Origin of the sequence: Arthrobacter sp. YD4 (assembly GCF_030410515.1) — a bacterium.
Classification (GTDB): domain Bacteria; phylum Actinomycetota; class Actinomycetes; order Actinomycetales; family Micrococcaceae; genus Arthrobacter.
This window is the reverse complement of the sequence record NZ_JAUHHD010000004.1, coordinates 1-24,750: the sequence shown is the minus strand read 5'-3', so window position 1 is coordinate 24,750 and position 24,750 is coordinate 1. Positions and strand designations below refer to the sequence as shown.

Here is a 24,750-nt window from a genome sequence, read left to right as displayed (position 1 = left end):
GAAGGTGCCATGGCACTGACAGCATCGGTCAAGGAAGAACTTTCCCGGCTGGACATCAAGAAATCCTCGGTCCGCAAGGCCGAGGTCTCCGCCATGCTGCGCTTCGCGGGCGGCCTGCACATCATCTCCGGCCGGATCGTGATCGAGGCGGAGGTGGATCTGGCGTCCACCGCCCGCCGGCTCCGCGCCGCGATCGCCGAGGTCTACGGCCACCAGAGCGAGATCATCGTCGTCTCCGGCGGCGGCCTGCGCCGCGGCAGCCGTTACGTGGTCCGCGTGGTGCGCGACGGCGAGGCGCTGGCCCGCCAGACCGGCCTGCTCGACGCCCGCGGCCGGCCCGTCCGCGGCCTTCCCTCCGTCGTCGTCAACGGCTCGGCCGCCGACGCGGAGGCCGTCTGGCGCGGCGCGTTCCTGGCCCACGGCTCACTGACCGAACCGGGCCGGTCCTCCGCGCTCGAGGTCACCTGCCCCGGCCCCGAATCGGCGCTGGCCCTGGTCGGCGCCGCCCGCCGGCTCGGCATCCAGGCCAAGGCCCGCGAGGTCAGGGGAGTGGACCGCGTGGTGATCCGCGACGGCGACACCATCGCCGCGCTGCTGACCCGGATGGGCGCGCACGACGCGCTCATGGTCTGGGAGGAGCGCCGGATGCGCAAGGAGGTCCGCGCCACCGCCAACCGCCTGGCCAACTTCGACGACGCCAACCTGCGCCGCTCCGCCCAGGCCGCCGTCGCCGCCGGCGCCCGCGTGGACCGTGCCCTGGAAATCCTCGGCGACGACGTCCCGGACCACCTGAAGTACGCCGGCGAACTCCGCGTGGCGCACAAGCAGGCCAGCCTGGACGAGCTGGGCCGCCTGGCCGACCCGGTGATGACCAAGGACGCGATCGCGGGCCGCATCCGCCGCCTCCTGGCCATGGCGGACAAGCGCGCCCAGGACCTCGGCGTCCCGGGCACCGAGGCCAATGTGACCCCCGAGATGCTGGACGAGTAGCGGCACCCGGGGATCAGCGACAGAATCGGATCCAGGGCACGGGAATACCTCGCCGGCAGCGGAGGCTATGCCCACCGGGTCCACCCACAATCTTCCGGATGTCCAAGCATCCGGAGGCACAATCCGAGAGTTAGCAAAACCGGACCGTCGGGTCCACGACATTGGAGGATTTTGTGACCGAGTACGTACTGCCAGAACTCGACTATGACTACGCCGCGCTGGAGCCCCACATCTCCGCGAAAATCATGGAGCTGCACCACAGCAAGCACCACGCCACCTACGTCGCCGGCGCCAACACCGCGCTGGCACAGCTGGCCGAGGCCCGCGAAAAGGGCGACTTCGCCAACATCAACCGCCTCTCCAAGGACCTCGCGTTCCACACCGGCGGCCACATCAACCACTCCGTCTTCTGGAAGAACCTCTCCCCGGACGGCGGCGACAAGCCCGAGGGCGAGCTGGCCGCCGCGATCGATGACGCGTTCGGTTCCTTCGACGCCTTCCGCGCCCAGTTCAGCGCCGCGGCGCTGGGCCTGCAGGGCTCCGGCTGGGGCTTCCTGGCCTACGAGCCGATCGGCGGCAACCTGGTCATCGAGCAGCTCTACGATCAGCAGGGCAACGTGGCTCTCGGCACCACCCCGCTGCTGATGCTGGACATGTGGGAGCACGCCTTCTACCTGGACTACGTCAACGTCAAGGCCGACTACGTCAAGGCGTTCTGGAACATCGTGAACTGGGCCGACGTCGCCAAGCGTTTCGACGCCGCCCGCAGCAACGCGACCGGCCTCATCACCCTCTAGCCGGACCTCCGGCGGAAACCCGCGTGTAACAAACCTCACATTTTGTTGCGCAAGGGGCCGAATCACGGAAGGCCCGCCCCTTTTGTTGCAGGGGCGGGCCACCTTAAACGTAAGATGGATCACGGAAGGCGGTTAGCCTTCAGCAACGTGGCTGGTCGCCCTCCGATCTGGTAATCATCTCTGCCCAATGGCGTGCGGGATCTGTTAGTTGGCTTGAACGCCTACTCAACTAATCGTGCTTGAGAGAGCACCAAGGAGACTGAAAACGTGACGACACGTATTGGTATCAACGGCTTCGGCCGCATTGGCCGCAACTACTTCCGCGCCGCCCTCGCACAGGGCGCCGACCTCGAGATCGTTGCCGTCAACGACCTCACCAGCCCGGAAGCCCTGGCCCACCTCTTCAAGTACGACTCCGTCGGCGGCCGCCTGGCCGAGTCGATCGAGGTCAAGGACGGCAACATCGTCGTCGACGGCAAGACCATCAAGGTCTTGGCCGAGCGCGATCCCGCGAACCTGCCCTGGGGCGAGCTCGGCGTGGACATCGTGATCGAATCCACCGGTTTCTTCACCAAGGCTGCCGATGCCAAGAAGCACATCGACGCCGGCGCCAAGAAGGTCCTGATCTCCGCACCCGCCTCGGACGAGGACATCACCATCGTCATGGGCGTCAACGACGGCCTGTACGACAACGATGCGCACCACATCATCTCCAACGCCTCCTGCACCACCAACTGCCTCGGCCCGCTGGCCAAGGTCGTCAACGACGCGTTCGGCATCGAGCGTGGCCTGATGACCACCGTGCACGCCTACACCGCCGACCAGAACCTGCAGGACGGCCCGCACAAGGACCTCCGCCGCGCCCGCGCCGCGGCCATCAACATGGTCCCCACCTCCACCGGTGCCGCCAAGGCCATCGGCCTGGTCCTCCCGGAGCTCAAGGGCAAGCTGGACGGCTACGCCATCCGCGTTCCCGTCCCCACCGGCTCCGCCACCGACCTGACCGTCACCGTCTCCCGCGAGACCACCGTCGAGGAAGTCAACGCCGCCCTCAAGGCCGCCTCCGAGACCCCGGAACTCAAGGGCCTGCTGACCTACACCGACGAGCCGATCGTCTCCTCCGACATCGTCGGTGACCCGGCCTCGTCGATCTTCGACTCCGGTCTGACCAAGGTCATCGGCAACCAGGTCAAGGTTGTGTCCTGGTACGACAACGAATGGGGCTACTCCAACCGCCTCGTCGACCTCACGGAGCTCGTCGCATCCAAGCTGGGCTAGGGTAAGAGCCATGACATTCCACACCCTCGACGAACTGATCGCTGAAGGTGTCCGCGGGCGGTACGTTCTGGTCCGAAGTGACCTGAACGTGCCGCTCGACGGCTCTACAGTGACTGATGACGGCCGGATCAAGGCCTCCCTGCCGGTCCTCACGAAGCTCACCGACGCCGGTGCGCGCGTGCTGGTCACGGCGCACCTGGGCCGCCCCAAGGGCGCCCCGGAGGAGAAGTACTCGCTCAAGCCCGCCGTCGCGCGCCTGGCCGAGCTCGCCTCCTTCCCGGTCACCCTCGCCGACGACACCGTGGGGGAGTCCGCCACGGCGGCCGCCTCCGCGCTGTCCGACGGTGCGGCTCTGGTGCTCGAGAACGTGCGTTTTGACGCGCGGGAGACCTCCAAGGACGACGCCGACCGCGGCGCCTTCGCGGACGAGCTGGTCGCCCTCACCGGCGGCAACGGCGCCTTCGTGGACGACGCCTTCGGCGCCGTGCACCGCAAGCACGCCAGCGTCTACGACGTCGCCACCCGCCTGCCGTCCTACCAGGGCGACCTGGTCCGGACCGAGGTCGAGGTGCTGCGGAAGCTCACCACGGACACCCAGCGGCCCTACGTGGTGGTGCTCGGCGGTTCCAAGGTCTCGGACAAGCTCGCCGTGATCGAGAACCTCATCGGCAAGGCCGACACCATCCTGGTGGGTGGCGGCATGCTGTTCACCTTCCTCGCGGCTGCGGGCCACAAGGTCGCCGGCAGCCTGCTCGAAGTGGACCAGATCCCCGTCGTCCAGGACTACCTGAAGCGCGCGGCCGACGCCGGCACCACCTTCGTCATCCCCACCGACGTCGTCGTGGCCGCCAAGTTCGCCGCCGACGCCGAGCACGAGACCGTGCAGGCGGACGCGATCGAGGAGAGCCGCTTCGGCACCTCCGGCATCGGCCTGGACATCGGCCCCGACTCCGCTGCAGCCTTTGCCGCGAAGATCGCCGAGGCGAAGACCGTGTTCTGGAACGGCCCCATGGGCGTCTTCGAATTCCCGGCCTTCGCCGGCGGCACCCGTGCCGTCGCCGAGGCGCTGACGAAGACCGGTGCCTTCACCGTGGTGGGCGGCGGCGACTCCGCCGCCGCGGTCCGGACCCTCGGCTTCGCCGACGACCAGTTCGGGCACATCTCCACCGGCGGCGGCGCCAGCCTCGAGTACCTCGAAGGCAAGGACCTCCCCGGCCTGAGCGTGCTGGACCGCTAGACCCTTCCGGCCGGCCGGGCGCCCACCGGTGCCCGGCCGGCCCCTTTTTCACCGCAACGACTTTTGGAGACCTCGTGACCACGTCAACCAACGGCAAGTTCGACCGGAAACCCTTCATCGCGGGCAACTGGAAGATGAACATGGACCATGTCCAGGGCATCACCCTGCTGCAGAAGCTCGCCTGGACGCTCTCGGACGCCAAGCACGACTACAACCGCGTGGAGGTGGCCGTCTTCCCGCCGTTCACCGACCTCCGCGGCGTCCAGACCCTGGTCCAGGGCGACGACCTGCAGGTGGCCTACGGCGGCCAGGACCTGAGCCAGTTCGACTCCGGCGCCTACACCGGCGACATCTCCGGCGCGTTCCTCGCCAAGCTGGGCTGCAGCTACGTCCTCGTCGGCCACAGCGAACGCCGCACCATCCACCAGGAGACCGACGAGGTCCTCAACGCCAAGACCAAGGCCGCCTTCAGCCACGGCCTCACCCCGGTGCTGTGCGTCGGCGAGGGCCTCGAGGTCCGCCAGGCCGGAACCCACGTCGAGCACACCCTCGCCCAGCTCCGCGCCGGCGTCGAGGGCCTCACCGCCGAGCAGGCCGCCGAACTGGTCGTGGCCTACGAGCCCGTCTGGGCCATCGGCACCGGCGAGGTCGCCGGACCGGAGGACGCGCAGGAAATGTGCGCCGCGATCCGCGCCGAGCTCGAAAAGCTCTTTGACGGTTCCGTGGCCGCGAAGACGCGCCTGCTCTACGGCGGTTCCGTGAAGGCCAACAACGCTGCCGCTATCCTGAAGGAACGCGACGTGGACGGGCTGCTGGTAGGCGGCGCCAGCCTGGACGCGGCCGAGTTTGCTAATATTGTCAGGTTCGAGAGCCACCTCACGGCGGAGTAGTCCGCCGCAGGCACCGGTTCCCGCAATCCCCTCTTTCGAAAGGCCGTCGTGGACGTTCTTCATGTCATCCTGCAGGTGCTGCTGGGTATCACCAGCCTCCTGCTGACCCTGCTCATCCTGCTGCACAAGGGTCGCGGCGGCGGTCTGTCCGACATGTTCGGCGGCGGCATGAGCTCCGGGCTCAGCTCCTCCGGCGTGGCCGAGCGGAACCTGAACCGTTTCACGATCGTCCTCGGCGTCACCTGGGGCGTGGTCATCATCGCCCTCGGCCTGCTGATGCGCTTCAGCACCGGCGCAGACTCCTAGCGCTGACCGCGGGCCCCTCACGGGCCGGTGCAGACAATTTCATACGGGCCCTCCGGCCCTGACCGCATCGGGAACTTCCTGCTTACACTGTCGCTGGCAACCGCCAACGGACCATGACAGTAGCCAGGAGTTCCCGATGCTGCATTCTGCGACAGGTTTCAGGGGTATCCGCGTCGGCGCGGTCGCCGGCGCGTCCGCCCGCCACGAGCCGTTCGACGGCGGCGCCACCCCGCCCCGGGTCAGCGTGTGTTTCCGCTGCGCCAAGGGCCACGAGACATCCGTCGTCTTCGCCCGGCTGCCCGAGGACCAGATCCCGGGGGTTTGGGACTGCCGCCGCTGCGGTTGCCCGGCCACGCGGGACGAGGCCCGCTTCGCCCTCGAGGACGAGCCGGGGGACAGCTACAAGACCCACCTCGAATACGTTAAAGAGCGGCGCTCCAGCCAGGACGCCGAAGACGTCCTGGCCGGAGCGCTGGAAAAACTACGCGCCCGACGCGCTCTTGCGGACCAACTGCTCCGGGACGCGTGAGGCCGCTTCCTCGTCGATCAGCCAGAGCGTCTCCAGCCGGCCGCGCGGCCCCGCCGCCGGGACCTGCACGGGGTTGGCGCCGGCCAGGGCCAGGCCCACGGCGCCCGCCTTGTCGTCACCGGCCACCACCATCCACACCTCGTCGGCGGTATTGATTGTCGGCATCGTCAGCGAGACGCGCAGCGGCGGCGGCTTGGGAGAGTTGCGGACCCCCACCACCGTCAGCTGCTTTTCCCGGATGCCCGCCTGCTCGGGGAACAGCGAGGCCACGTGGGCGTCGGGGCCGACGCCGAGGAGAACGATGTCCAGCCGCGGGAGCGTGCCCGGCTCCTCCGGACGGTCATCGGACGTGTCCGCCGCGTGTTCCGCGGTGGCGGCCTCGGCCAGCCGGCGCGCGTAGTCCGCGGCCGCCTCCTCCGGGGTGTCGAATTCGTCCGAGGAGCCAGGAACGTGCACCCGGGCGGGGTCGACGTCGATGTGCGCGAGCAGGGCCTCCTGCGCCTGGCGGGCGTTCCGGTCGGCGTCGTCGCGGCCGACGAAGCGCTCGTCGCCCCACCAGAAGTTGACCTTGGACCAGTCCACCGCGCGGACCGCGGGGGATTCGGCCACGGCCTTGAGCGATCCGATGCCCATGGTGCCGCCGGTCAGGACCACCGTGGCCTGGCCGTGCTTGTCCTGGATGTCCACCAGCTTGGTGATCAGCCGGGCGGCGATCGCCGCCATCAGGACCTTGGAGTCGGGGTGGATGCTAACTCTGGGCTCAACGCTCACTGGGACGGACACTCCTTAGGTTGGTACGCGGCAGTCCAATGGTAATCACTTCGCCGAAGACCTCGTCCGGGTCCAGGCGCCGGAGTTCCTCGGCCAGGCAGTCCTTGAGGCTGCGCCGCGGCAACGAGATCCGCTGCACAGGCTGTCCCGGCTGGCTCAGCTCGGCCACGTCCAGGCCCGGCCGGAACAACTGCACGTCCCCGCCGGTCCGGCAGAGCCGCACCCGGCGGATGCCGGTGCCTGCCGGGTCGGCGACGATCGTCACGGGTGCGTCGAGTGCCAGTGTGAGCCAGGCCGCGAGCAGCAGCGTGCTGGGGGAGTCGGAGGCGCCCTCGACGGCGACGGCGGTCACCGGGGAGGCATCCACCTGGTCCAGCACGGCGGCCAGCTGGATCCGCCAGTTGGTCAGGCGGGTCCAGGCCAGGTCCGTGTCGCCGGCCTTGTAGGTGCTGCGGATGTTCTCGAGCGCCGCATACGGGTCAGGCTCGTTGGCCGAGTCCGTGATGCGGCGGTGCGCGATCCGTCCGATGGAGGTCTCGCAGGCGTTGCGCGGGGCACCGTGCGGCCACCAGGCCACGATCGGAGCGTCCGGCAGCAGGAGCGCGGCCACCAGGGACTCGCTCTCCTCGGCCAGTTCGCCGTAGCCGCGCAGCACGATCACCTCGGAGGCACCGGCGTCGCCGCCCACCCGGATCTGGGCGTCCAGCCGGGTGGGGGCGGAGGCCCCGGCGTCGGCGAGGACGATGATCCGGCAGGGGTGCTCCCGGCTGGCCTCGTTGGCCGCCTGGATGGCTTCCTCCTCCAGGCCGGACTTGGTGACCACCACCAGGGTCAGCACTCGGCCCAGGGCGATCACCCCGCCGCGTTCGCGCAGCGACATGATCTCCTTGGAGATCTTGGACGTGGTGGTATCGGGAAGATTGACGATCATGGCCTTCTCCAGGTCCGCCCGTCGCGGGCAAGCAGTTCATCGGCGGAGGCGGGGCCCCAGCTGCCGGGCGCGTACGGCTCCGGTTGTTCCTTCTTCGCGGCCCAGTGTTCCTCGAACGGGTCGAGGATCTTCCAGGACAGCTCCACCTCCTGGTGCCGCGGGAAGAGCGGCGGCTCACCCAGGAGCACGTCCAGGATCAGACGCTCGTAGGCCTCCGGGCTGGACTCGGTGAACGAGTGGCCGTAGCCGAAGTCCATGGTCACGTCGCGGACTTCCATCTGCGTGCCGGGAACCTTGGACCCGAAGCGGATGGTCGCGCCCTCGTCCGGCTGGACGCGGATGACGACGGCGTTCTGCCCGAAGGTGTCCTCGCCGTGGTCGCGGAACAGCAGGTTGGGGGCGCGTTTGAAGACGACGGCGATTTCGGTCACCCGGCGGCCCAAGCGCTTGCCGGCGCGCAGGTAGAACGGCACCCCGGACCAGCGGCGGGTGTTGATGTCCACCCGGATGGCGGCGAAGGTCTCGGTGTTGGAGTCCTTGGGGATGCCCTCTTCCTCCAGGTAGCCGAGCACCTCCTCGCCACCCTGCCAGCCGCCGGCGAACTGGCCGCGCGCCGAGTGGGCGGACAGGTCCTCTGGCAGCCGGACGGCGGCGAGGACCTTTTCCTTCTCCGCGCGCAGGTCGTCGGCATTGAAGGAAATGGGTTCCTCCATGGCCGTCAGCGCCAGCAGCTGCAGCAGGTGGTTCTGGATGACGTCGCGGGCCGCGCCCACGCCGTCATAGTAGCCCGCGCGGCCGCCGGTGCCGATGTCCTCGGCCATGGTGATCTGCACGTGGTCGACGTAGTTGGCGTTCCAGAGCGGCTCGAACAGCTGGTTGGCGAAGCGCAGCGCCAGGATGTTCTGGACCGTTTCCTTGCCGAGGTAGTGGTCGATGCGGAAGACGGCGTCCGGCGGGAAAACGGACTCGACGATGTCGTTGAGCTGCCGGGCGGACTCCAGGTCGTGGCCGAAGGGCTTCTCGATCACCACGCGGCGCCACTTGTCGCCCTCGGCCTGGGCCAGGCCGTGCTTGGACAGCTGCCGGCAGACCAGCTCGAAGGCCTTCGGCGGGATCGAGAGGTAGAAGGCGTGGTTGCCCTGGGTGCCGCGCCGTTCGTCGAGCTCGTTGATCGTCTCGCTCAGCCGTTCGAACGCCTCGTCGTCGTCGAATTCGCCCTGGACGAAGCGGATGCCCTCGGACAGCTGCTCCCAGACGGTCTCGTCGAACGGGGTTCGGGCGTAGCTCTTGACCGACTCCTTCACCTCGGCGGCGAAGTCCTCGTCCTCCCACTGCCGCCGCGCGAAGCCCACCAGGGCGAAGCTGGGCGGCAGCAGTCCGCGGTTGGCCAGGTCGTACACGGCCGGCATGAGTTTCTTGCGGGCCAGGTCACCGGTGACGCCGAAGAGCACCAGGGATGAGGGGCCGGCGATGCGGTTAAGTCGGCGGTCCCGCGGGTCGCGGAGCGGATTGCGCCCCCGGCCCGCGGCCTTCTGACCGCCGTTGTGCGTGGATGGCATGGTTGGTCTGGTGCCTTAGCTTTCGGGGGACGAGGGGGAGTGGCCGGTGCCTGCCGCGCCGGGCAGCGAGCGGACCAGCTGCTGCAGCTGGGCGACGCCGGCGGCCCGGTCGGTCAGGTGCAGCCGCAGGACGGGACGGCCGTGCTCGGAGAGCACCTGGGCGTCGCCTGCGGCCTGCGCGGAGATGAGTTCGCCGAAGCTGAACGGCCGGTCCGGGATGGACAGGTCCGTCGCGGAGGCCGCGGTGACCTGCAGGAACACGCCGATCGCGGGGCCGCCCTTGTGGAACTGCCCGGTGGAGTGCAGGAAGCGCGGGCCCCAGCCGAAGGTCACCGGCCGGCCGGTGGCCGCGGCGAGCTCGTCGCGGACGCCCTCCAGCGGCGCGTAGCTGAGCCGGTCGAAGTAGGCCTGGACGCTGAGGTAGCCGTCCGAACCGAGCTGGCCTAGCAGCGCGGTGACGGCCTCGGCGGCCGTCCCGGCCCCGCCCAGCCAGTCGCCGCCGCGGACCTCGATGGCGCCGTCGGTGAAGTTGGCGGGCGTGGGTTCGGGCTGGGCGTCCAGCAGGCCGCGGGCGGCCACTTTGGCGGCCTCCACGTCGGGCTGGTCGAACGGGTTGATGCCCAGCAGCCGTCCGGCGACGGCGGTGGCGAATTCCCAGGTCATCATCTGGGCGGCGAGGCCGCCGGCGATGGCCGCCTGGTCGCCGGAGAGTTCGACGTCGGCGTCGGCCGCCACGAGCCGGACGACGAGCACGTCGGCGGCGCCGGAGGTGACCTCCGGGGCGTGGGGGCCGGCGACGACGGGCAGCACGCCGGTGCCCAGCTTGCCGGTGGATTCGGCGATCAGCTGCTCGGCCCAGTCGGCGAAACCCTTGATCCCGGAGCCGTCCTCGGCGATGACAATCTTGTTCCGCAGCGGGCTGGTGCCGCCCAGGGCGGCGCCGAGGGCCAGCCCGATGTTGTCCTCGCTGTCCTCGTTGAGGATCTCCGCGGTCTCCTCGGCCTCGTCCAGGAACGCCTGGATGTCGACGCCGGCCAGGCCCGAGGGGACGAGGCCGAACGCGGTCAGTGCGGAGTAGCGGCCGCCGACGTTGGGGTCGGCGTTGAACACGGCACGGTAGCCGGCCTCGCGGGCGGACTTGTCCAGCGGCGAGCCGGGATCCGTGACGATGATGATGCGGCTCTTGGCGTCCAGGCCGGCCTCGGTGAAGGCGTGCTCGAACACCCGGCGTTGCGAGTCGGTCTCCAGCGTGGAGCCGGACTTGGAGGAGACCACGATTGCGGTCTCGGCCAGGCGGTCCGCGAGGGCGGCGGAGACCTGTTCGGGGTCGGTGCTGTCCAGGACCGTCAGCTCGACGCCGGCGGTGCCCGCGATGACCTCGGGGGCCAGCGAGGAACCGCCCATGCCGCAGAGGACGATGCGCGTCACCCCGTCGGCGTGGAGCTCGTCACGAAGGGCCAGGATGTCCTGGACCAGCGGCTGGGAGACCGTGGCGGCCTCCACCCAGCCGAGCCGGACCGAGGCCTCGGACTCGGCGTCGGCGCCCCAGAGCGTGGGGTCCTTGGCGAAGATCCGGGTGGCGACCCGGTCCTCCAGCAGGGCGGGCAGGTGCTGTTCGTGGGCCGAGCGGGCTGCTCCCGCGGCGTCGTAGCTGAGAGTGGTCATGGGGACTAGGCGTCCTTCCGTGCAGCGGCGAGGGCGCCCTCGACGTCGGCCAGCAGTTCCTTCCAGCTTGCCACAAACTTCTCCAGGCCCTCGGACTCGAGCTGGGCGACGACCTCGTTGTAGGAGATCCCCAGCTCATCGAGGGCGTTGAGGGTGGCGTTGGCGTCGTCGTAGCCGCGGGTGACGGTGTCGCCGGTGACGGCGGCGTGGTCGAAGGTCGCGTCCAGGGTCTTCTCCGGCATGGTGTTCACGACGCCGGGGGCCACCAGTTCGGTGACGTACAGGGTGTCCGGGTAGGCGGGGTCCTTCACACCGGTGGAGGCCCAGAGTGGACGCTGCGGGCGGGCCCCGGCGTCGGCGAGGAGTTCCCAGCGTTCGGTGGAGAACAGTTCCTGGTAGACCTGGTAGGCCAGGCGGGCGTTGGCCAGGCCGGCCTTGCCCTTGAGTGCCTTGGCCTCGTCCGTGCCGATCGCGTCGAGTCGCTTGTCGATCTCGGAGTCGACGCGGGAGACGAAGAAGGACGCCACGGAGTGGATCTTCGAGAGGTCGTGGCCGTTCTCCTTGGCCTGCTCGAGGCCGCTCTGGAAGGCGTTGATCACGGCGCGGTAGCGTTCGAGGGAGAAGATCAGGGTGACGTTGACGCTGATGCCGGCCGCGAGCGTGGCGGTGATGGCCTCGAGGCCCTCGAGGGTGGCAGGGATCTTGATCAGGACGTTGTCCTTGTTGACCCGCTCGTAGAGTTCCTTGGCCTCGGTGATGGTGCCCTGGGTGTCCCAGGCCAGGCGCGGGTCCACCTCGATCGAGACGCGGCCGTCGACGCCGTGGGTGGCCGCGGCGACGGGGGCGAAGAGATCGCAGGCGTCGGCGACGTCGGAGGTGGTGATCGAGAAGATCGTGTCCTCGACGTTCGCGCCGGCGGCGGCCTTCTCCTTGATGATTTCGTCGTAGTCGTGGCCGGAGGTGATGGCGGCCTGGAAGATGCTGGGGTTGGTGGTGACGCCAACGACGTTCTTCTCTTCGATGAGCTTGCGCAGGGTGCCCGTGGTGAGGCGGCCGCGGGAGAGGTCGTCCAGCCAGATGGAGACGCCGGCGTCGGAGAGTTGCTGCGTGGGGGTGGTGTTCATGGGTTACTCCTGAAAAATCTGGGGCCGCCGCCGGTGGGCGGCGGCCCAGGGGATGAAGAGTGTTAGGCCGTGAGGCCGGCCAGGGATTCCTTGGCGGCGGCGGTGACGGCTTCGGCGGTGATCCCGAACTCCTGGAAGAGGCGCTTGTAGTCGGCCGAGGCACCGAAGTGCTCCAGGCTGACGGACCGGCCGGCGTCGCCGACGTAGTTCCGCCAGGTCAGGGCCAGGCCGGCCTCGACGGAGACGCGGGCCTTGACGGCGGCGGGCAGCACGGCTTCACGGTAGGAGGCGTCCTGGCGTTCGAACCACTCGACGCAGGGCATCGAGACCACGCGGGTGGGGATGCCCTCGGCCTGCAGCGCCTCGCGGGCCGCGACGGCCAGCTGGACCTCGGAGCCGGTGCCGATCAGGATGACCTTCGCCTCGGCGGTGGCGCCGTCCTTGGACGCTTCGGCCAGGACGTAGCCGCCCTTGGCGACCCCGGCGGTGGAGGCGAAGGTGTCGCCCTCGGCCTCACCGGTGCCACGGTCCCAGGTGGGGATGTTCTGCCGGGTTAGCACGATGCCGGCCGGGTTGGCGTGGTTGGTCAGCATCGCCTGCCACGCCGCTGAGACCTCGTTGGCGTCGCCGGGGCGGACGACGTCCAGGCCCGGGATGGCGCGCAGGGACGCCAGCTGCTCCACCGGCTGGTGGGTAGGGCCGTCCTCGCCGAGGCCGATCGAGTCGTGCGTCCAGACATACAGCGACGGCACGCCCATCAGGGCGCCGAGCCGGATCGCGGGGCGCTGGTAGTCGGAGAAGATCAGGAACGTGCCGGAGAACGCCCGGGTGGGCCCGGCGAGTGTGATGCCGTTCACGATCGACGCGGCGGCGTGTTCGCGGATGCCGAAGTGCAGGACGCGGCCGTAGGGGTTGCCCTTCCACGCCTCGGTCTGCCGGGACGCGGGGATGAAGGAGGGCGAACCCTCGATCGTGGTGTTGTTCGACTCGGCGAGGTCGGCGGAGCCGCCCCAGAGTTCGGGCATGACCGGGCCGATCGCGTTCAGCACCTTGCCGGACGCGGCACGGGTGGAGACGTCCTTGCCGGCCTCGAACACCGGCAGGGCGGCGTCGAAGTCCTCGGGCAGCGTGTGGGACTCGACGCGCTGCAGCAGGGCGGCGGACTCCGGGTAGGCGGCCTGCCAGGCGTCGAAGCCTTCCTGCCAGGTCTTGCGCTCCGCGGCGCCGCGGTCGGCCACGGCGCGGGTGTGGGCCAGGACCTCCTCGTCGACCTGGAAGGACTTCTCCGGGTCAAAGCCCAGGAACTGCTTCAGGCCGGCGACCTCGTCGGCGCCGAGGGCGGAGCCGTGGATCTTGCCGGTGTTCTGCTTCTTCGGTGCGGGCCAGCCGATGATGGTGCGCAACGAGATGATGGAGGGCTTGTTCGTCTCGGCCTTGGCCGCGAGGAGGGCGGCGTGGAGTTCGGCCACGTCCTCCTTGTACTCACCGGTGCGGGTCCAGTCGACGCGCTGGGTGTGCCAGCCGTACGCCTCGTAGCGGGCCAGGACATTCTCGGTGAACGCCACGTCCGTGTCGTCCTCGATGGAGATGTGGTTCTCGTCGTAGATCACTACGAGGTTGCCCAGTTCCTGGTGTCCGGCCAGCGAGGACGCCTCGGAGGTCACGCCTTCCTGGAGGTCGCCGTCGGAGGCGATGACCCAGACGGTGTGGTCGAAGGGGCTCTCGCCGGCGGGAGCCTCGGCGTCGAACAGGCCGCGCATGCGGCGCTGGGAGTAGGCGAACCCGACGGCGGAGGCCAGGCCCTGGCCCAGCGGGCCGGTGGTGATCTCCACGCCCTTGGTGTGCTTGTACTCCGGGTGGCCCGGGGTCAGCGAACCCCAGGTGCGCAGCGCCTCAAGGTCCTTCAGTTCCAAACCGTAGCCGGAGAGGAAGAGCTGGATGTACAGCGTGAGGGAGGTGTGCCCGGGGGAGAGGATGAACCGGTCGCGGCCCAGCCACTGCGGATCCGACGGGTCGTGCCGCATCAGCTTCTGGAAGAGCAGGTACGCGGCCGGGGCCAGGCTCATGGCCGTGCCCGGGTGGCCGTTACCGACCTTCTCCACCGCGTCCGCGGCCAGGACCCGGATGGTATCCACGGCCTTCTGGTCCAGGCTGGTCCATGACAGTTCTTGCTCTTCCAAATGTGGCACGTAAACCGGGCCCCTCTCTGTGCTGACGGCCGGAGGTACGGGGCATGGCCTCGAGAGGCGTCCGCCGGGGCACACGAGGTGCCCGCGTGGGTGTACCAGCCGTTCACCATCGAAACGTTGATCTATCACTCAGTCGCAAGCGCAGGGGCGTGGAATGCCGCCGGGGCGGTATGCCCGCGCGAGCCGATCTGTCAGCCAGCTTAGTCCCATTCCGGCGGCCCTGAGGCGTATGTGTCGGGATTTGGACGGGTTTCCCGCGTAGCTGAATTCGAGCCGCTTCCCGACCGGCCGGAGCGGGGGCCACGGCCGCCGGGTCGGGGACCGGCGCGCCGCCACGGTATGATGGTCGGAGGCTCCGGAAGGGGCGCTATTCGGCCTGCGCGCCGCGCGGTTCCCGGCGGGAACCGAGCCCCGCCCGGGCACCGTCGGCCGCCGTCCGGTCCGTGGCTTTTCCTTAGGTCCGCGACCCTGCGGGCCTGGCCGACTGATCCAGCAGACAGAACAGCAGACAGAACAGAGTGACTGCCACCGTGAGCACAACAGAAACGCCGTTGAGCGTCCCCCAGGCCCGGATCGGCTTCCGCCGCAAGGCCAAGGCCTACCTGGCACTCACGAAACCGCGGGTCATCGAGCTCCTGCTGGTCAGCACCCTCCCCACCATGATTTACGCCGAGCGCGGCTTCCCGTCGCTGGGCCTGATCCTCGCAACCCTGGTGGGCGGCGCCTTCGCCGCCGGCAGCGCAGGGTCCTTCAACTGCTACATCGACCGGGACATCGACAAGCTGATGCACCGGACCGAGAACCGCCCGCTGGTCACCGGCGAGGTGACGCCCCGCGAGGCGCTGGTCTTCTCGTGGCTGCTGGGTGCCGCCGCGATCGTGATCCTCTGGTTCGGCGCGAACCCGCTCTCCGCCTGGCTGGGCCTGGGCGCCATCGTCTTCTACGTGGTGATCTACACCATGATCCTCAAGCGCCGGACCGCGCAGAACATCGTCTGGGGCGGGGCCGCCGGCTGCTTCCCCGTGCTGATCGCCTGGGCCGCGGTGACGAACACCGTTCAGTGGCCCGCCGTCGTGCTGTTCATGGTGATCTTCCTCTGGACCCCGCCGCACTACTGGCCGCTGTCCATGCGCTACGGCGAGGACTACCGCAACGCCAACGTCCCGATGCTCGGTGCGATCGCCGGCGCCCGGGTGGTCTCCGTCCAGGTGGTGCTCTACGCCTGGGCCATGGTGGCCTGCTCGCTGCTCCTGATCCCGGTCGGCGGCGCCGGCTGGGTCTACACCATCACCGCCGTCGCCGCGGGCGCCTGGTTCCTCTACGAGTCGCACGCCCTCTACGCCCGCGCCCAGGGCGGGGACGTGTCCAACAAGGGCGCCATGAAGGTCTTCCACGGCTCCATCAGCTACCTGACCCTACTCTTCATCGCCCTCGCCGTTGACCCGTTCGTGGGTTCCGCGCTCGTCGGTTAGGACTCCCAGGAAGAACACCCGGCTGGGAGACCTCCGCTAGGCCTCTTCGGAGGCTGCCGGTTCCGGTTCCCGGCGTGCCCTGCGGGAGCGCCGCAGGTGCCAGACGACCAGGCCGACAATGCCCAGCACCACGATGACTGCGGTGATGTCCTGCCCGGCAGCCTTGGCGACGGCGTCGTAGGAATTGCCCGCGAAGAAGCCCAGCAGCACGAATCCGGTGCCCCAGACCAGGCCGCCGGCGGCGTTGAAGGCCAGGAACCGGGGGTAGTGCATCCGCGAGGCCCCGGCCAGCGCGGGCATCACGGCGCGGAAGAAGGCCACGAACCGGCCCAGGAACACCGCCGAGCCGCCGCGCCGGCGCAGGAACGCCTGGGCTTTGGCCAGGCCGCGGCGGCGCCGCTTCATGATCCGGATGTCCAGCAGCCGCGGTCCCACGTGCTTCCCGATCTCGTAGCCCACGGTGTCCCCGGCGATCGCGGCGGCGACCACGACGGCGGCCATGCCCCAGAGCGGAACCTCGCCGCGGCTGGAGATGACGCCGCCGAGGACCGCCGCGGTCTCACCCGGGATGACGAAGCCCACGAAGATGGCGTCCTCGGCAAAGACCAGGCACGCCACGATGGTGAAGGCCAGTGCCGGGCTGATGTTCAGGATTCCCTCGACAACCGCGCCCACATTCCCTGCCCTCCTCCGCCGTGATTCCGGCGGTTACAGGGTCAGGTTACCGGGTCAGGCCCGGGGGCTGCTGTGAGCCAGGTCCGCGGCGTTGGTGGAGGCGGCCATCAGCAGGGCGGCGCCAAGCGTGTGCGCGGCCACCAGGAGCGCGGGGATGCCGTTGTAGTACTGCGTGAAGCCGATGACCGCCTGCAGGACCGTGACGCCCAGGAGCAGGAACGCGGCGGTCCGGAACGGTCCGGTGATCCGGCCGTGGAGCACCAGGTAGACGCCAAACAGGGCGCCGGCGGTGACCAGGTAGGCCGGGACGGCGTGGATGTGGGAGACGAAGTCCCAGTCGAGGTTGTTGCGCGGGGCGTCGGCGTCGCCGGCGTGCGGTCCGGCACCGGTCACCACGACGCCGAGGCAGACGGCGACGGCGGAGAACAGGGCGGCGGCGGTCAGCACCGGCCGCGCGGCGCCCGGCAGGGCCGGGAGGGTGCGGTTGCGGGCCCGGCCGGTCCGGCCGTAGGCGCGGTTGACCAGCAGGGTCGCGAGGACCACCAGGGCCATCGAGACCAGGAAGTGCAGGCCCACCACCCAGGGGTTCAGGCGGGTCAGGACGGTGATGCCGCCGATGATGGCCTGCGCGGGGATGCTGGCCAGCAGGCCCAGGGCCAGCAGGAACAGGTCGCGGCGCTCCTTGCGGAGGTTCCACAGGTAGACCAGCATGGCGACGGCCACGGCGGCGAGGGCGAAGGTCAGGAGCCGGTTGCCGAACTCGATGAAGCCGTGGATTCCCATCTCCGGGGTGTTGACCAGGGAGTCGCTGGTGCAGCGCGGCCAGGTGGGGCAGCCGAGGCCGGAGGCGGTGAGGCGGACGGCGCCGCCGGTGACGACCAGGACGGTCTGGCCGATCAGCGACAGCAGCGCCAGCCGGCGGATCGCCGGGTTGACGGTGGTGGGCAGCCGGGAGGACATCCGGGACAGGATCCGGGCGGGGCGGGATACCGTGCTCACATCATTCTCAATTCCACTTGAACCAACGGGCCGCCGCGGCGCCGGCGAGGGCCGTCCACAGCAGCAGGATAAGGACGGCAAAACCATTGACGGTGCCGGTCAGGAGCGCGTCGCGCAGCGCCTGGCCCAGCGCGCCGGAGGGCAGGAAGTGCACCACCGCCTGGGCCAGGGCGGGGAGCCGTTCGGCGGGCAGGACGATGCCGCCGAGTGCGCCGAGGAGGATCCAGAGCAGGTTGGTGATGGCCAGCGTGGCCTCCGGCCGCACCGTTCCGGCCACCAGCAGGCCCAGCGAGGTGAACGCGGCGGCGCCCAGGACCAGCAGAAGCAGGGCGGGCAGCAGTCCGGCGGCTTCGGGACGCCAGCCCATCGGCAGGGCGACGGCGGTGACCACCAGTACCTGGACCACCAGCACGGCCAGGACGGCCAGGATCTTGCCGACGATCAGGCCGGTGCGGCCCAGGGGTGTGCTGGAGAGGAAGCGGAGCACCCCGTACCGGCGGTCGAAGCCGGTGGCGATGCCCTGCCCGGTGAACGCCGTCGACATGGCGCACAGGGCCAGGATGCCGGGCACGGCGATGTTGACCCGGCTGTGGCCGAGGCCGTCCAGCAGGGGAGTGACGGCCAGGCCGATCAGGGCCATCAGCGGCAGGATGACGGCCAGGATCAGCTGTTCGCCGTTGCGCAGCATGGTGACCGTCTCGTAGCGGCCCTGGAGCAGGATGCGGCGGACCAGCGGCGCGGGTTCGCTGCCCAGCGGGGCGGGCGCGGCGGCGGCCTGCGGTGCGGGGGCGGAGCTCATCGGGTCTCCCTTCCGGAGATGTCGAGGAACACGTCCTCCAGGCTGCGGGCGGCCAGGCTCATCGAGGCCGGCATGATGCCGCGGGCTGCCCACCAGGCGGTGACCGCGGCAAGGTCGGCCGGGGTCAGGGCACCGGAGACGCTGTAGCTGCCGGCCCGGGTCTCGCGGACGTCGACGGCGGCGGGCAGCACGCCGGTCAGGTCCAAGCCGGGCTCGGCCTCGAAGAGCAGGGTGCGGACGTTGCCGCCGGGGGCGTCGGGGGTCAGTTCGTGGCGCAGCAGCTGGGCGACAGTGCCCTCGGCGACGTTGCGGCCGTTGTCGATGATGTAGACGTAGTCGGCCAGCCGCTGCGCATCATCCATCAGGTGGGTGGTGAGGATGATGGCCATGCCGCTGTCGCGGAGTTCGCCGATCAGGTCGAAAACCAGCTGGCGGGACTGGGGGTCCAGGCCCGCGCTGGGCTCGTCGAGGAACAGGACCTCGGGCCGGCCGGCCAGGGCGGCGGCGAGGGCCAGCCGCTGCTTCTGCCCGCCGGAGAGGCGCCGCACGCCGGTACGGCTGAAACTTTCGATGCCCAGCCGGGCCACCAGGTCCTCAACCGGCCACGGATCCTTGTACATGCCGGCGATGTGGTGGAGCAGGGGGATGGGACGGGCCGACGGCGGGAGGCCGCCGTCCTGCAGCATCACCCCTACCCGGGAGCGCAGCTCGGCGCCCGCGGTGTCCGGGTCCTGTCCCAGCAGGCTGATGCTGCCCCCGGTGCGCTTCTGCATCCCCTGGGCGCACTCGATGGTGGTGGTCTTGCCCGCGCCGTTAGCGCCCAGCAGGGCCGTCACCTGGCCGCGCTCGGCCACCAGGGACACGTCGCTGACCACCCGCAGCATCTTGCCGTCCAGGCTGGGGACGGGGCCAACATCCTTGATGAGACCCTGAATGGCCAGGGCGGGGGATTCGGGAGATCGCACCGGAACATTCTACGGGATGTAGTAGGGCGCCAAGCTGGGAGCGGGCCGGGGGCCCGGGTGGGGATGTTCCCCGGCGCCGGCCTCCGCCGGGGAAGCCATGCCTTACTGGAACGCCGGACTAAATTACGACATGATTGTGTTGTGTATTCCATGAGTTCTGTGACTGCTTCCGCCGCGCCCCCAGCGCGCGCGGATCAGGCGCGCCCGGCCATCGGGGCGCGGGAGACTCCAGCGCCGCCGGTCACCGCCGCGGACGCCGAGGAGCGCACCCGGGACCGCGTGCTCAGCGCGGTGCTGGAACACGGCCCGATCAGCGCCGCCGAGCTCGGCGAACTGCTGGGCTTCACCCCGGCCGCCGTCCGCCGGCACCTGGACCACCTGTCCCGCCGCGGTGTCATCGAAGTCAAGCGCGTCGCGCGCGCGGGCGCCGGAGCCGGCCGTCCCGCCCGTCGCTACGTGCTGAGCTCCCAGGGCCAGTCCAGCCTCGGCAACGACTACCTGGACATCGCCGCGTCCGCCCTGCGCCGCCTCGGCGCGGCCGCCGGGGATGACGCCGTCCGGGAGTTCGCCGTCGAACGCTTCGAGGCAATGGAGCGACGCTACGCCCCCGCGATCGAGGCCGCGGGCAGCGACATCACCGCCCGCGCCCAGGCGCTCTCCGACGCCCTGAGCCGGGACGGTTTTGTCGCCTCCGCCCAGACGATCGAGGCCAAGGCGCCCCTGCCGGCTGCGCTCTCCAGCGTGCAGCTGTGCCAGGGCCACTGCCCGATCCAGCAGCTCGCCGCCCAGTTCCCCGTGTTCTGCGACGTGGAGACCGAGGTGTTCTCCCGGCTGGTCGGCGTCGACGTCCGCCGGCTCTCCACCCTGGCGCGCGGCGGCCACGTCTGCACCACCCACATACCTACGGGCCGTCCGGCCGCCGTCGGGACCACCGGTCCCGACGCTCCGGGCAACCCGGACGAAGTATCCAACCATCTGCAAGAAAGGCCGTGATGACGGACCAACTATCAGAGAAGAAGGTTGCTGAATCCACTGTGATCTCGGAGATTCTGGAAAAGAACCCCGAGCTGCACGGAATTGGCACCTACGAGTACGGCTGGGCCGACAAGAACGACGTCGGCGCCAACGCCCGCCGTGGCATCGATGAGGAGGTCGTCCGCGATATCTCGGCCAAGAAGAACGAGCCCGAATGGATGCTCGACCTTCGCCTCAAGGGCCTGAAGTACTTCGACCGCAAGCCCATGCCCACCTGGGGCGCGGACCTCTCCGGCATCGACTTCGACAACATCAAGTACTTCGTGCGGTCCACCGAGAAGCAGGCCGCGAGCTGGGAAGACCTGCCCGAGGACATCCGGAACACCTACGAGAAGCTGGGCATCCCGGAAGCCGAGCGCAGCCGCCTGGTCTCCGGCGTCGCCGCCCAGTACGAGTCCGAGGTGGTCTACCACCAGATCCGCGAGGACCTCGAGGCTCAGGGCGTCATCTTCCTGGACACCGACACCGCCCTGCGCGAGCACCCGGAGATCTTCCAGGAGTACTTCGGCACCATCATCCCGGTGGGCGACAACAAGTTCGCCTCGCTGAACACGGCCGTCTGGTCCGGCGGTTCCTTCGTGTACGTGCCCAAGGGCGTCCACGTGGACATCCCGCTGCAGGCCTACTTCCGGATCAACACCGAGAACATGGGCCAGTTCGAGCGGACCCTGATCATCGCCGACGAGGACTCCTACGTCCACTACATCGAAGGCTGCACCGCGCCGATCTACACCTCGGACTCGCTGCACTCGGCCGTCGTCGAGATCGTCGTGAAGAAGGGCGCCCGCGTCCGCTACACGACCATCCAGAACTGGTCCAACAACGTGTACAACCTGGTCACCAAGCGCGCCATCTGCGAAGAGGGCGCCACCATGGAGTGGGTCGACGGCAACATCGGCTCCAAGGTCACCATGAAGTACCCGGCCGTCTACCTGGTCGGCGAGGGCGCCAAGGGCGAGACCCTCTCGATCGCGTTCGCCGGCGAGGGCCAGCACCAGGACACCGGCTCCAAGATGGTCCACATCGCGCCGAACACCAAGAGCTCGATCATCTCCAAGTCCGTGGCCCGCGGCGGCGGCCGTGCCGCCTACCGCGGCCTGGTCCAGGTCCGCGAGGGCGCCAAGCACTCGGCCAACACCGTGCGCTGTGACGCCCTGCTGGTGGACACCATCAGCCGCTCCGACACCTACCCCTACATCGACATCCGCGAGGACGACGTCGTGATGGGGCACGAGGCGACCGTCTCCCGCGTCAGCGAAGAGCAGCTCTTCTACCTGATGTCCCGCGGCATGCGCGAGGACGAGGCCATGGCCATGATCGTGCGCGGCTTCATCGAGCCGATCGCCCGTGAGCTTCCCATGGAGTACGCGCTGGAGCTGAACCGCCTGATTGAACTGCAGATGGAAGGATCGGTCGGTTAATGACTGACATCACTACTGAAAAGGCCCGCATCGGCGCGCCCTCGACCCAGCCGCTGATCGACGGCTTCACCGAGGAGGGCGAAAACCTCTCCCCGCTGAACACCGTCGATTCCAAGGCGCCGCTGGGCGGGGACGCCGTCAAGGCCCACTCGCACGGCGGCGGCGTCGGCGTCCCGGACAGCTCGCGCGCCGGCCGCCTGACCTCCTACGCCCTGGCGGACTTCAAGCCGCTGACCGGCATGGAGGAGGACTGGCGGTTCACCCCGCTCAAGCGCCTCCGCGGCCTGCACACCGAGGTCCTGAACGGCGCGGCCCCGGCCGTTACCGTGACCGCACCTGACAGCGTCCGGGTTGAGTCCGTGGACCGCGGCGATGCCCGCATCGGCTCCGCCGCGATCCCGGAGGACCGGGTCTCCGCCAACGCCTGGGAGAACTTCGCCGGCGCGACCGCCGTCACCATCCCGGCCGAGGTCCAGGCCGAGGGCGAGATCACCCTCGTGCTCACCGGCCAGGGCGACGCCCCAGCCGCGCAGCACATCGTCATCACCGCGGAGAAGTTCTCCAAGGCCGTCGTCGTCCTGGACCACCAGGGCAGCGCCGTCGTCTCCGAGAACGTCGAAATCCTGGTCGAGGACGGCGCCGAACTGACCGTCATCTCGCTGCAGGAATGGTCGGACGACTCCGTCCACGCCTCCTCCCAGCAGGCCAAGCTCGGCCGCGACGCCAAGTTCAAGCACATCGTCGTCAGCCTCGGCGGCGACCTGGTCCGCGTCACGCCGTCGGCCCGCTTCACCGCCCCCGGCGCCGAAGCCGAAATGTACGGCCTGTACTTCGCCGACGCCGGCCAGCACCTGGAGCAGCGGCTCTTCGTCGACCACGCCGTCGCCAACTGCAAGTCCAACGTGCTCTACAAGGGCGCGCTGCAGGGCAAGAACGCGCACACCGTCTGGGTGGGTGACGTCCTGATCCGCAAGGAAGCCGAAGGCACCGACACGTACGAGGCCAACCGCAACCTGGTCCTCACCGACGGCGCCCGCGCCGACTCCGTGCCGAACCTGGAAATCGAGACCGGCCTGATCGCCGGCGCCGGCCACGCCAGCGCCACCGGTCGTTTCGACGACGAGCACCTGTTCTACCTGATGGCCCGCGGCATTCCGGAGAAGGTGGCCCGCCGTCTGGTGGTCCGCGGCTTCCTGAACGAGATCATCCAGCAGATCAAGGTCCCCGCCATCGAGGAACGCCTCACGGCCGCCGTCGAGCGCGAGCTCGCCGCGACGGACAACTAGGGCGCGGCAGCGGCGGACACGGAACAGGACGGACACATGACGGAACAGCCCAAGGGCGAGCTGGTATGCACTGCCAGCGACATCCAGGTCAAGCAGGCCCTGCGGATCCTGATCGACGACTACCCGGTAGCCGTGGTCAAGGACTCGATGGGGGAGATCCACGCGATCGGGGACACCTGCTCGCACGCGGACATCTCCCTCTCCGAGGGCGAGGTGGAAGGTTGCGCGATCGAGTGCTGGGGCCACGGCTCCCAGTTCGACCTGCGCTCCGGCCAGCCGCTGCAGCTGCCCGCCTATGACCCGGTGCCCGTCTTCGCCGTCACCATCGCTGACGGCAACGTCTACGTTGACGTCAGCACCGTGCTCAACGGCGCTGAGGCGCCCAACGCCGGCTGACCGCCGCCGCACCGCAGTCCATCGCACCGCACCCGGCAACTACCCACACTTTTTCGACGAGAACCATCCGGCCGCAGAGGCAGCCGGACAGAGGAGAACACGACACATGTCCACTCTTGAGATCAAGGACCTGCACGTCAGCATTGACACCGAGCAGGGCACCAAGGAAATCCTGAAGGGCGTCAGCCTGACCATCCGGACCGGCGAGATCCACGCCATCATGGGCCCCAACGGCTCCGGCAAGTCCACCCTGGCCTCCACCATCGCCGGCCACCCGCGCTACAACGTCACCAGCGGCTCCATCACCCTCGACGGCGAAGACGTCCTGGAGATGAGCGTCGACGAGCGCGCCCGCGCCGGCCTCTTCCTGGCCATGCAGTACCCGGTGGAGGTCCCCGGCGTGAGCATGACCAACTTCCTGCGCACCGCCAAGACCGCCATCGACGGCGAGGCTCCCAAGCTCCGCACCTGGACCAAGGACGTCAAGGCCGCCATGGAGCAGCTGCGCATCGACGCCGACTTCACCCAGCGCAACGTCAACGAGGGCTTCTCCGGCGGTGAGAAGAAGCGGGTGGAGATCCTCCAGCTCGAGCTCTTCAAGCCGAAGTTCGCCATCCTCGACGAGACCGACTCCGGCCTGGACGTCGACGCCCTGAAGGTCGTCTCCGAGGGCGTCAACCGCGCCCAGTCCGGCGGCAACATGGGCACCCTGCTGATCACCCACTACACCCGGATCCTGCGCTACATCAAGCCGGAATTCGTGCACGTGTTCGTTGACGGCAAGGTCGTCGAGGAGGGCGGCCCGGAGCTGGCCGACCGCCTCGAAGAAGAAGGCTACGACCGCTATGTCCAGGGTGCCGGAGCCGCAACCATCGCTGCCGACGCGGCAGCTCAGGCCTAGTAAGGACTACGCCATGACCGAAACGAATACGGCCCGCACGGGCCTCGAGGACGTCGAGGAGGCGCTCAAGGACGTGATCGACCCCGAACTCGGGGTTAACATCGTGGACCTTGGCCTGCTCTACGGTCTGAAGTACTCCGACGACGACGGCGCCCTGCTGATCGACATGACGCTGACGACGGCCGCGTGCCCACTCACCGACGTGATCGAGGAGCAGGTCGGCCAGGCCCTCGACGGGATCGTCGACGACTGGCGGCTGAACTGGGTCTGGATGCCGCCGTGGGGTCCGGAACGGATCACCGAGGACGGCCGCGACCAGATGCGCGCCCTCGGGTTCAACATCTAGGTCCGTCCCCACCGCCTCCGGGCAACGGCTTAACCACGACGGCGGCCGCCCACCTTCACTGCGAAGGGGCGGTTTCTAGTGGTCGTTGCAACACTGCTGGTGGCTAGGTAGCTAGTAGTAAATCACGCAGACGCTCGGCCGGGGTATCCCAGCCGAGCGTTTTGCGTGGGCGGCCGTTGAGTTCCTGGG

Annotated in this window: 24 protein-coding genes; 14 read left to right on the top strand and 10 right to left on the bottom strand. The window is 69.2% G+C overall.

What is annotated here, in order from left to right:
- Nucleotides 1–9: 9 nt before the first annotated feature.
- The 7 genes from whiA to QWJ39_RS11280 all read left to right on the top strand — a co-directional run bounded on the left by whiA (nucleotide 10) and on the right by QWJ39_RS11280 (nucleotide 6,027).
- Nucleotides 10–990 (top strand): DNA-binding protein WhiA, encoded by a 981-nt coding sequence (gene whiA / locus QWJ39_RS11310; RefSeq protein WP_290257924.1) that lies wholly within the window; start codon nucleotides 10–12, stop codon nucleotides 988–990.
- A 173-nt stretch (nucleotides 991–1,163) separates the two neighbouring features.
- Nucleotides 1,164–1,787, top strand: coding sequence for a superoxide dismutase (locus QWJ39_RS11305; protein ID WP_290257923.1), 624 nt, complete (start codon nucleotides 1,164–1,166; stop codon nucleotides 1,785–1,787).
- Nucleotides 1,788–2,054: 267 nt separating this feature from the next.
- Nucleotides 2,055–3,065, top strand: a complete 1,011-nt coding sequence (gap, locus tag QWJ39_RS11300) for a type I glyceraldehyde-3-phosphate dehydrogenase (protein WP_290257922.1) — start codon at nucleotides 2,055–2,057, stop codon at nucleotides 3,063–3,065.
- Between the two features lie 10 nt (nucleotides 3,066–3,075).
- On the top strand, nucleotides 3,076–4,302 hold the full coding sequence (locus QWJ39_RS11295; protein ID WP_290257921.1) for a phosphoglycerate kinase: 1,227 nt from the start codon (nucleotides 3,076–3,078) through the stop codon (nucleotides 4,300–4,302).
- 74 nt (nucleotides 4,303–4,376) lie between these two features.
- On the top strand, nucleotides 4,377–5,192 hold the full coding sequence (gene tpiA, locus QWJ39_RS11290; RefSeq protein WP_290257920.1) for a triose-phosphate isomerase: 816 nt from the start codon (nucleotides 4,377–4,379) through the stop codon (nucleotides 5,190–5,192).
- A 48-nt stretch (nucleotides 5,193–5,240) separates the two neighbouring features.
- Nucleotides 5,241–5,498, top strand: coding sequence for a preprotein translocase subunit SecG (gene secG / locus QWJ39_RS11285; RefSeq protein WP_290257919.1), 258 nt, complete (start codon nucleotides 5,241–5,243; stop codon nucleotides 5,496–5,498).
- A 136-nt stretch (nucleotides 5,499–5,634) separates the two neighbouring features.
- Entirely contained in the window at nucleotides 5,635–6,027 is a 393-nt protein-coding gene (locus tag QWJ39_RS11280) for an RNA polymerase-binding protein RbpA (RefSeq protein ID WP_290257918.1), read from the top strand.
- Here QWJ39_RS11280 and pgl read toward each other — a convergent pair.
- The 6 genes from pgl to tkt all read right to left on the bottom strand — a co-directional run bounded on the left by pgl (nucleotide 5,980) and on the right by tkt (nucleotide 14,257).
- Complete coding sequence (gene pgl / locus QWJ39_RS11275) at nucleotides 5,980–6,798, bottom strand: 6-phosphogluconolactonase (RefSeq protein ID WP_290257917.1); 819 nt, start codon at nucleotides 6,796–6,798, stop codon at nucleotides 5,980–5,982. The two genes, QWJ39_RS11280 and pgl, sit on opposite strands and share 48 nt — an antisense overlap.
- A complete protein-coding gene (locus QWJ39_RS11270; protein ID WP_290257916.1) occupies nucleotides 6,788–7,729 on the bottom strand; it encodes a glucose-6-phosphate dehydrogenase assembly protein OpcA in 942 nt (313 codons plus the stop codon). The genes pgl and QWJ39_RS11270 overlap by 11 nt, the downstream gene beginning before the upstream one ends.
- The gene (gene zwf, locus QWJ39_RS11265; RefSeq protein ID WP_290257915.1) at nucleotides 7,726–9,288 is read right to left on the bottom strand and encodes a glucose-6-phosphate dehydrogenase; all 1,563 of its coding nucleotides are present in this window, start codon (nucleotides 9,286–9,288) and stop codon (nucleotides 7,726–7,728) included. The genes QWJ39_RS11270 and zwf overlap by 4 nt, the downstream gene beginning before the upstream one ends.
- Nucleotides 9,289–9,303: 15 nt before the next feature.
- Nucleotides 9,304–10,953, bottom strand: a complete 1,650-nt coding sequence (locus QWJ39_RS11260; RefSeq protein WP_290257914.1) for a glucose-6-phosphate isomerase — start codon at nucleotides 10,951–10,953, stop codon at nucleotides 9,304–9,306.
- Nucleotides 10,954–10,958: 5 nt separating this feature from the next.
- Nucleotides 10,959–12,077 carry a transaldolase gene (gene tal, locus QWJ39_RS11255; RefSeq protein ID WP_290257913.1) on the bottom strand — a complete coding sequence of 373 codons (1,119 nt, stop codon included), beginning with the start codon at nucleotides 12,075–12,077 and terminating at the stop codon, nucleotides 10,959–10,961.
- A 62-nt stretch (nucleotides 12,078–12,139) separates the two neighbouring features.
- The gene (gene tkt, locus QWJ39_RS11250) at nucleotides 12,140–14,257 is read right to left on the bottom strand and encodes a transketolase (protein WP_290257912.1); all 2,118 of its coding nucleotides are present in this window, start codon (nucleotides 14,255–14,257) and stop codon (nucleotides 12,140–12,142) included.
- A gap of 527 nt (nucleotides 14,258–14,784) precedes the next feature.
- Here tkt and QWJ39_RS11245 point away from each other — a divergent pair.
- A complete protein-coding gene (locus QWJ39_RS11245) occupies nucleotides 14,785–15,738 on the top strand; it encodes a heme o synthase (RefSeq protein WP_290257911.1) in 954 nt (317 codons plus the stop codon).
- A gap of 36 nt (nucleotides 15,739–15,774) precedes the next feature.
- On the opposite strand, the gene QWJ39_RS11240 is transcribed toward QWJ39_RS11245, so the two are convergent.
- The 4 genes from QWJ39_RS11240 to QWJ39_RS11225 are packed head-to-tail and all read right to left on the bottom strand — an operon-like array spanning nucleotide 15,775 to nucleotide 19,176.
- The gene (locus tag QWJ39_RS11240; protein WP_290257910.1) at nucleotides 15,775–16,413 is read right to left on the bottom strand and encodes a DedA family protein; all 639 of its coding nucleotides are present in this window, start codon (nucleotides 16,411–16,413) and stop codon (nucleotides 15,775–15,777) included.
- A 54-nt stretch (nucleotides 16,414–16,467) separates the two neighbouring features.
- Nucleotides 16,468–17,412 carry a COX15/CtaA family protein gene (locus QWJ39_RS11235; RefSeq protein WP_290257909.1) on the bottom strand — a complete coding sequence of 315 codons (945 nt, stop codon included), beginning with the start codon at nucleotides 17,410–17,412 and terminating at the stop codon, nucleotides 16,468–16,470.
- A gap of 7 nt (nucleotides 17,413–17,419) precedes the next feature.
- Nucleotides 17,420–18,211, bottom strand: coding sequence for an ABC transporter permease (locus QWJ39_RS11230; RefSeq protein WP_290257908.1), 792 nt, complete (start codon nucleotides 18,209–18,211; stop codon nucleotides 17,420–17,422).
- Entirely contained in the window at nucleotides 18,208–19,176 is a 969-nt protein-coding gene (locus QWJ39_RS11225; RefSeq protein ID WP_290257907.1) for an ABC transporter ATP-binding protein, read from the bottom strand. The genes QWJ39_RS11230 and QWJ39_RS11225 overlap by 4 nt, the downstream gene beginning before the upstream one ends.
- 150 nt (nucleotides 19,177–19,326) lie before the next feature.
- Between QWJ39_RS11225 and QWJ39_RS11220 the strand changes: the two genes are divergently transcribed.
- The 6 genes from QWJ39_RS11220 (at nucleotide 19,327) to QWJ39_RS11195 (ending at nucleotide 24,561) form a co-directional block, all read left to right on the top strand.
- Nucleotides 19,327–20,169 carry a helix-turn-helix domain-containing protein gene (locus QWJ39_RS11220; protein WP_290257906.1) on the top strand — a complete coding sequence of 281 codons (843 nt, stop codon included), beginning with the start codon at nucleotides 19,327–19,329 and terminating at the stop codon, nucleotides 20,167–20,169.
- Entirely contained in the window at nucleotides 20,169–21,632 is a 1,464-nt protein-coding gene (gene sufB / locus QWJ39_RS11215) for a Fe-S cluster assembly protein SufB (RefSeq protein ID WP_290257905.1), read from the top strand. Before QWJ39_RS11220 ends, sufB begins: the two co-directional genes overlap by 1 nt.
- Nucleotides 21,632–22,918 carry a Fe-S cluster assembly protein SufD gene (gene sufD, locus QWJ39_RS11210; RefSeq protein ID WP_290257904.1) on the top strand — a complete coding sequence of 429 codons (1,287 nt, stop codon included), beginning with the start codon at nucleotides 21,632–21,634 and terminating at the stop codon, nucleotides 22,916–22,918. Before sufB ends, sufD begins: the two co-directional genes overlap by 1 nt.
- A gap of 36 nt (nucleotides 22,919–22,954) precedes the next feature.
- Nucleotides 22,955–23,314, top strand: a complete 360-nt coding sequence (locus tag QWJ39_RS11205) for a non-heme iron oxygenase ferredoxin subunit (protein WP_290257903.1) — start codon at nucleotides 22,955–22,957, stop codon at nucleotides 23,312–23,314.
- A 106-nt stretch (nucleotides 23,315–23,420) separates the two neighbouring features.
- A complete protein-coding gene (sufC, locus tag QWJ39_RS11200) occupies nucleotides 23,421–24,215 on the top strand; it encodes a Fe-S cluster assembly ATPase SufC (protein ID WP_290257902.1) in 795 nt (264 codons plus the stop codon).
- Nucleotides 24,216–24,228: 13 nt separating this feature from the next.
- Complete coding sequence (locus QWJ39_RS11195) at nucleotides 24,229–24,561, top strand: metal-sulfur cluster assembly factor (protein ID WP_290257901.1); 333 nt, start codon at nucleotides 24,229–24,231, stop codon at nucleotides 24,559–24,561.
- Nucleotides 24,562–24,750 lie beyond the last annotated feature (189 nt).

Bases quoted from the DNA above. Each gene is read 5' to 3' on its own strand.
- QWJ39_RS11270 (WP_290257916.1), bottom strand. From the start codon at position 7,729: ATGATCGTCAATCTTCCCGATACCACCACGTCCAAGATCTCCAAGGAG.
- QWJ39_RS11230 (WP_290257908.1), bottom strand. From the start codon at position 18,211: ATGAGCTCCGCCCCCGCACCGCAGGCCGCCGCCGCGCCCGCCCCGCTG.
- QWJ39_RS11280 (WP_290257918.1), top strand. From the start codon at position 5,635: ATGCTGCATTCTGCGACAGGTTTCAGGGGTATCCGCGTCGGCGCGGTC.
- QWJ39_RS11205 (WP_290257903.1), top strand. From the start codon at position 22,955: ATGACGGAACAGCCCAAGGGCGAGCTGGTATGCACTGCCAGCGACATC.
- sufD (WP_290257904.1), top strand. From the start codon at position 21,632: ATGACTGACATCACTACTGAAAAGGCCCGCATCGGCGCGCCCTCGACC.
- zwf (WP_290257915.1), bottom strand. From the start codon at position 9,288: ATGCCATCCACGCACAACGGCGGTCAGAAGGCCGCGGGCCGGGGGCGC.
- tal (WP_290257913.1), bottom strand. From the start codon at position 12,077: ATGAACACCACCCCCACGCAGCAACTCTCCGACGCCGGCGTCTCCATC.
- QWJ39_RS11260 (WP_290257914.1), bottom strand. From the start codon at position 10,953: ATGACCACTCTCAGCTACGACGCCGCGGGAGCAGCCCGCTCGGCCCAC.
- sufB (WP_290257905.1), top strand. From the start codon at position 20,169: ATGACGGACCAACTATCAGAGAAGAAGGTTGCTGAATCCACTGTGATC.
- QWJ39_RS11195 (WP_290257901.1), top strand. From the start codon at position 24,229: ATGACCGAAACGAATACGGCCCGCACGGGCCTCGAGGACGTCGAGGAG.
- QWJ39_RS11220 (WP_290257906.1), top strand. From the start codon at position 19,327: ATGAGTTCTGTGACTGCTTCCGCCGCGCCCCCAGCGCGCGCGGATCAG.
- whiA (WP_290257924.1), top strand. From the start codon at position 10: ATGGCACTGACAGCATCGGTCAAGGAAGAACTTTCCCGGCTGGACATC.
- QWJ39_RS11295 (WP_290257921.1), top strand. From the start codon at position 3,076: ATGACATTCCACACCCTCGACGAACTGATCGCTGAAGGTGTCCGCGGG.
- sufC (WP_290257902.1), top strand. From the start codon at position 23,421: ATGTCCACTCTTGAGATCAAGGACCTGCACGTCAGCATTGACACCGAG.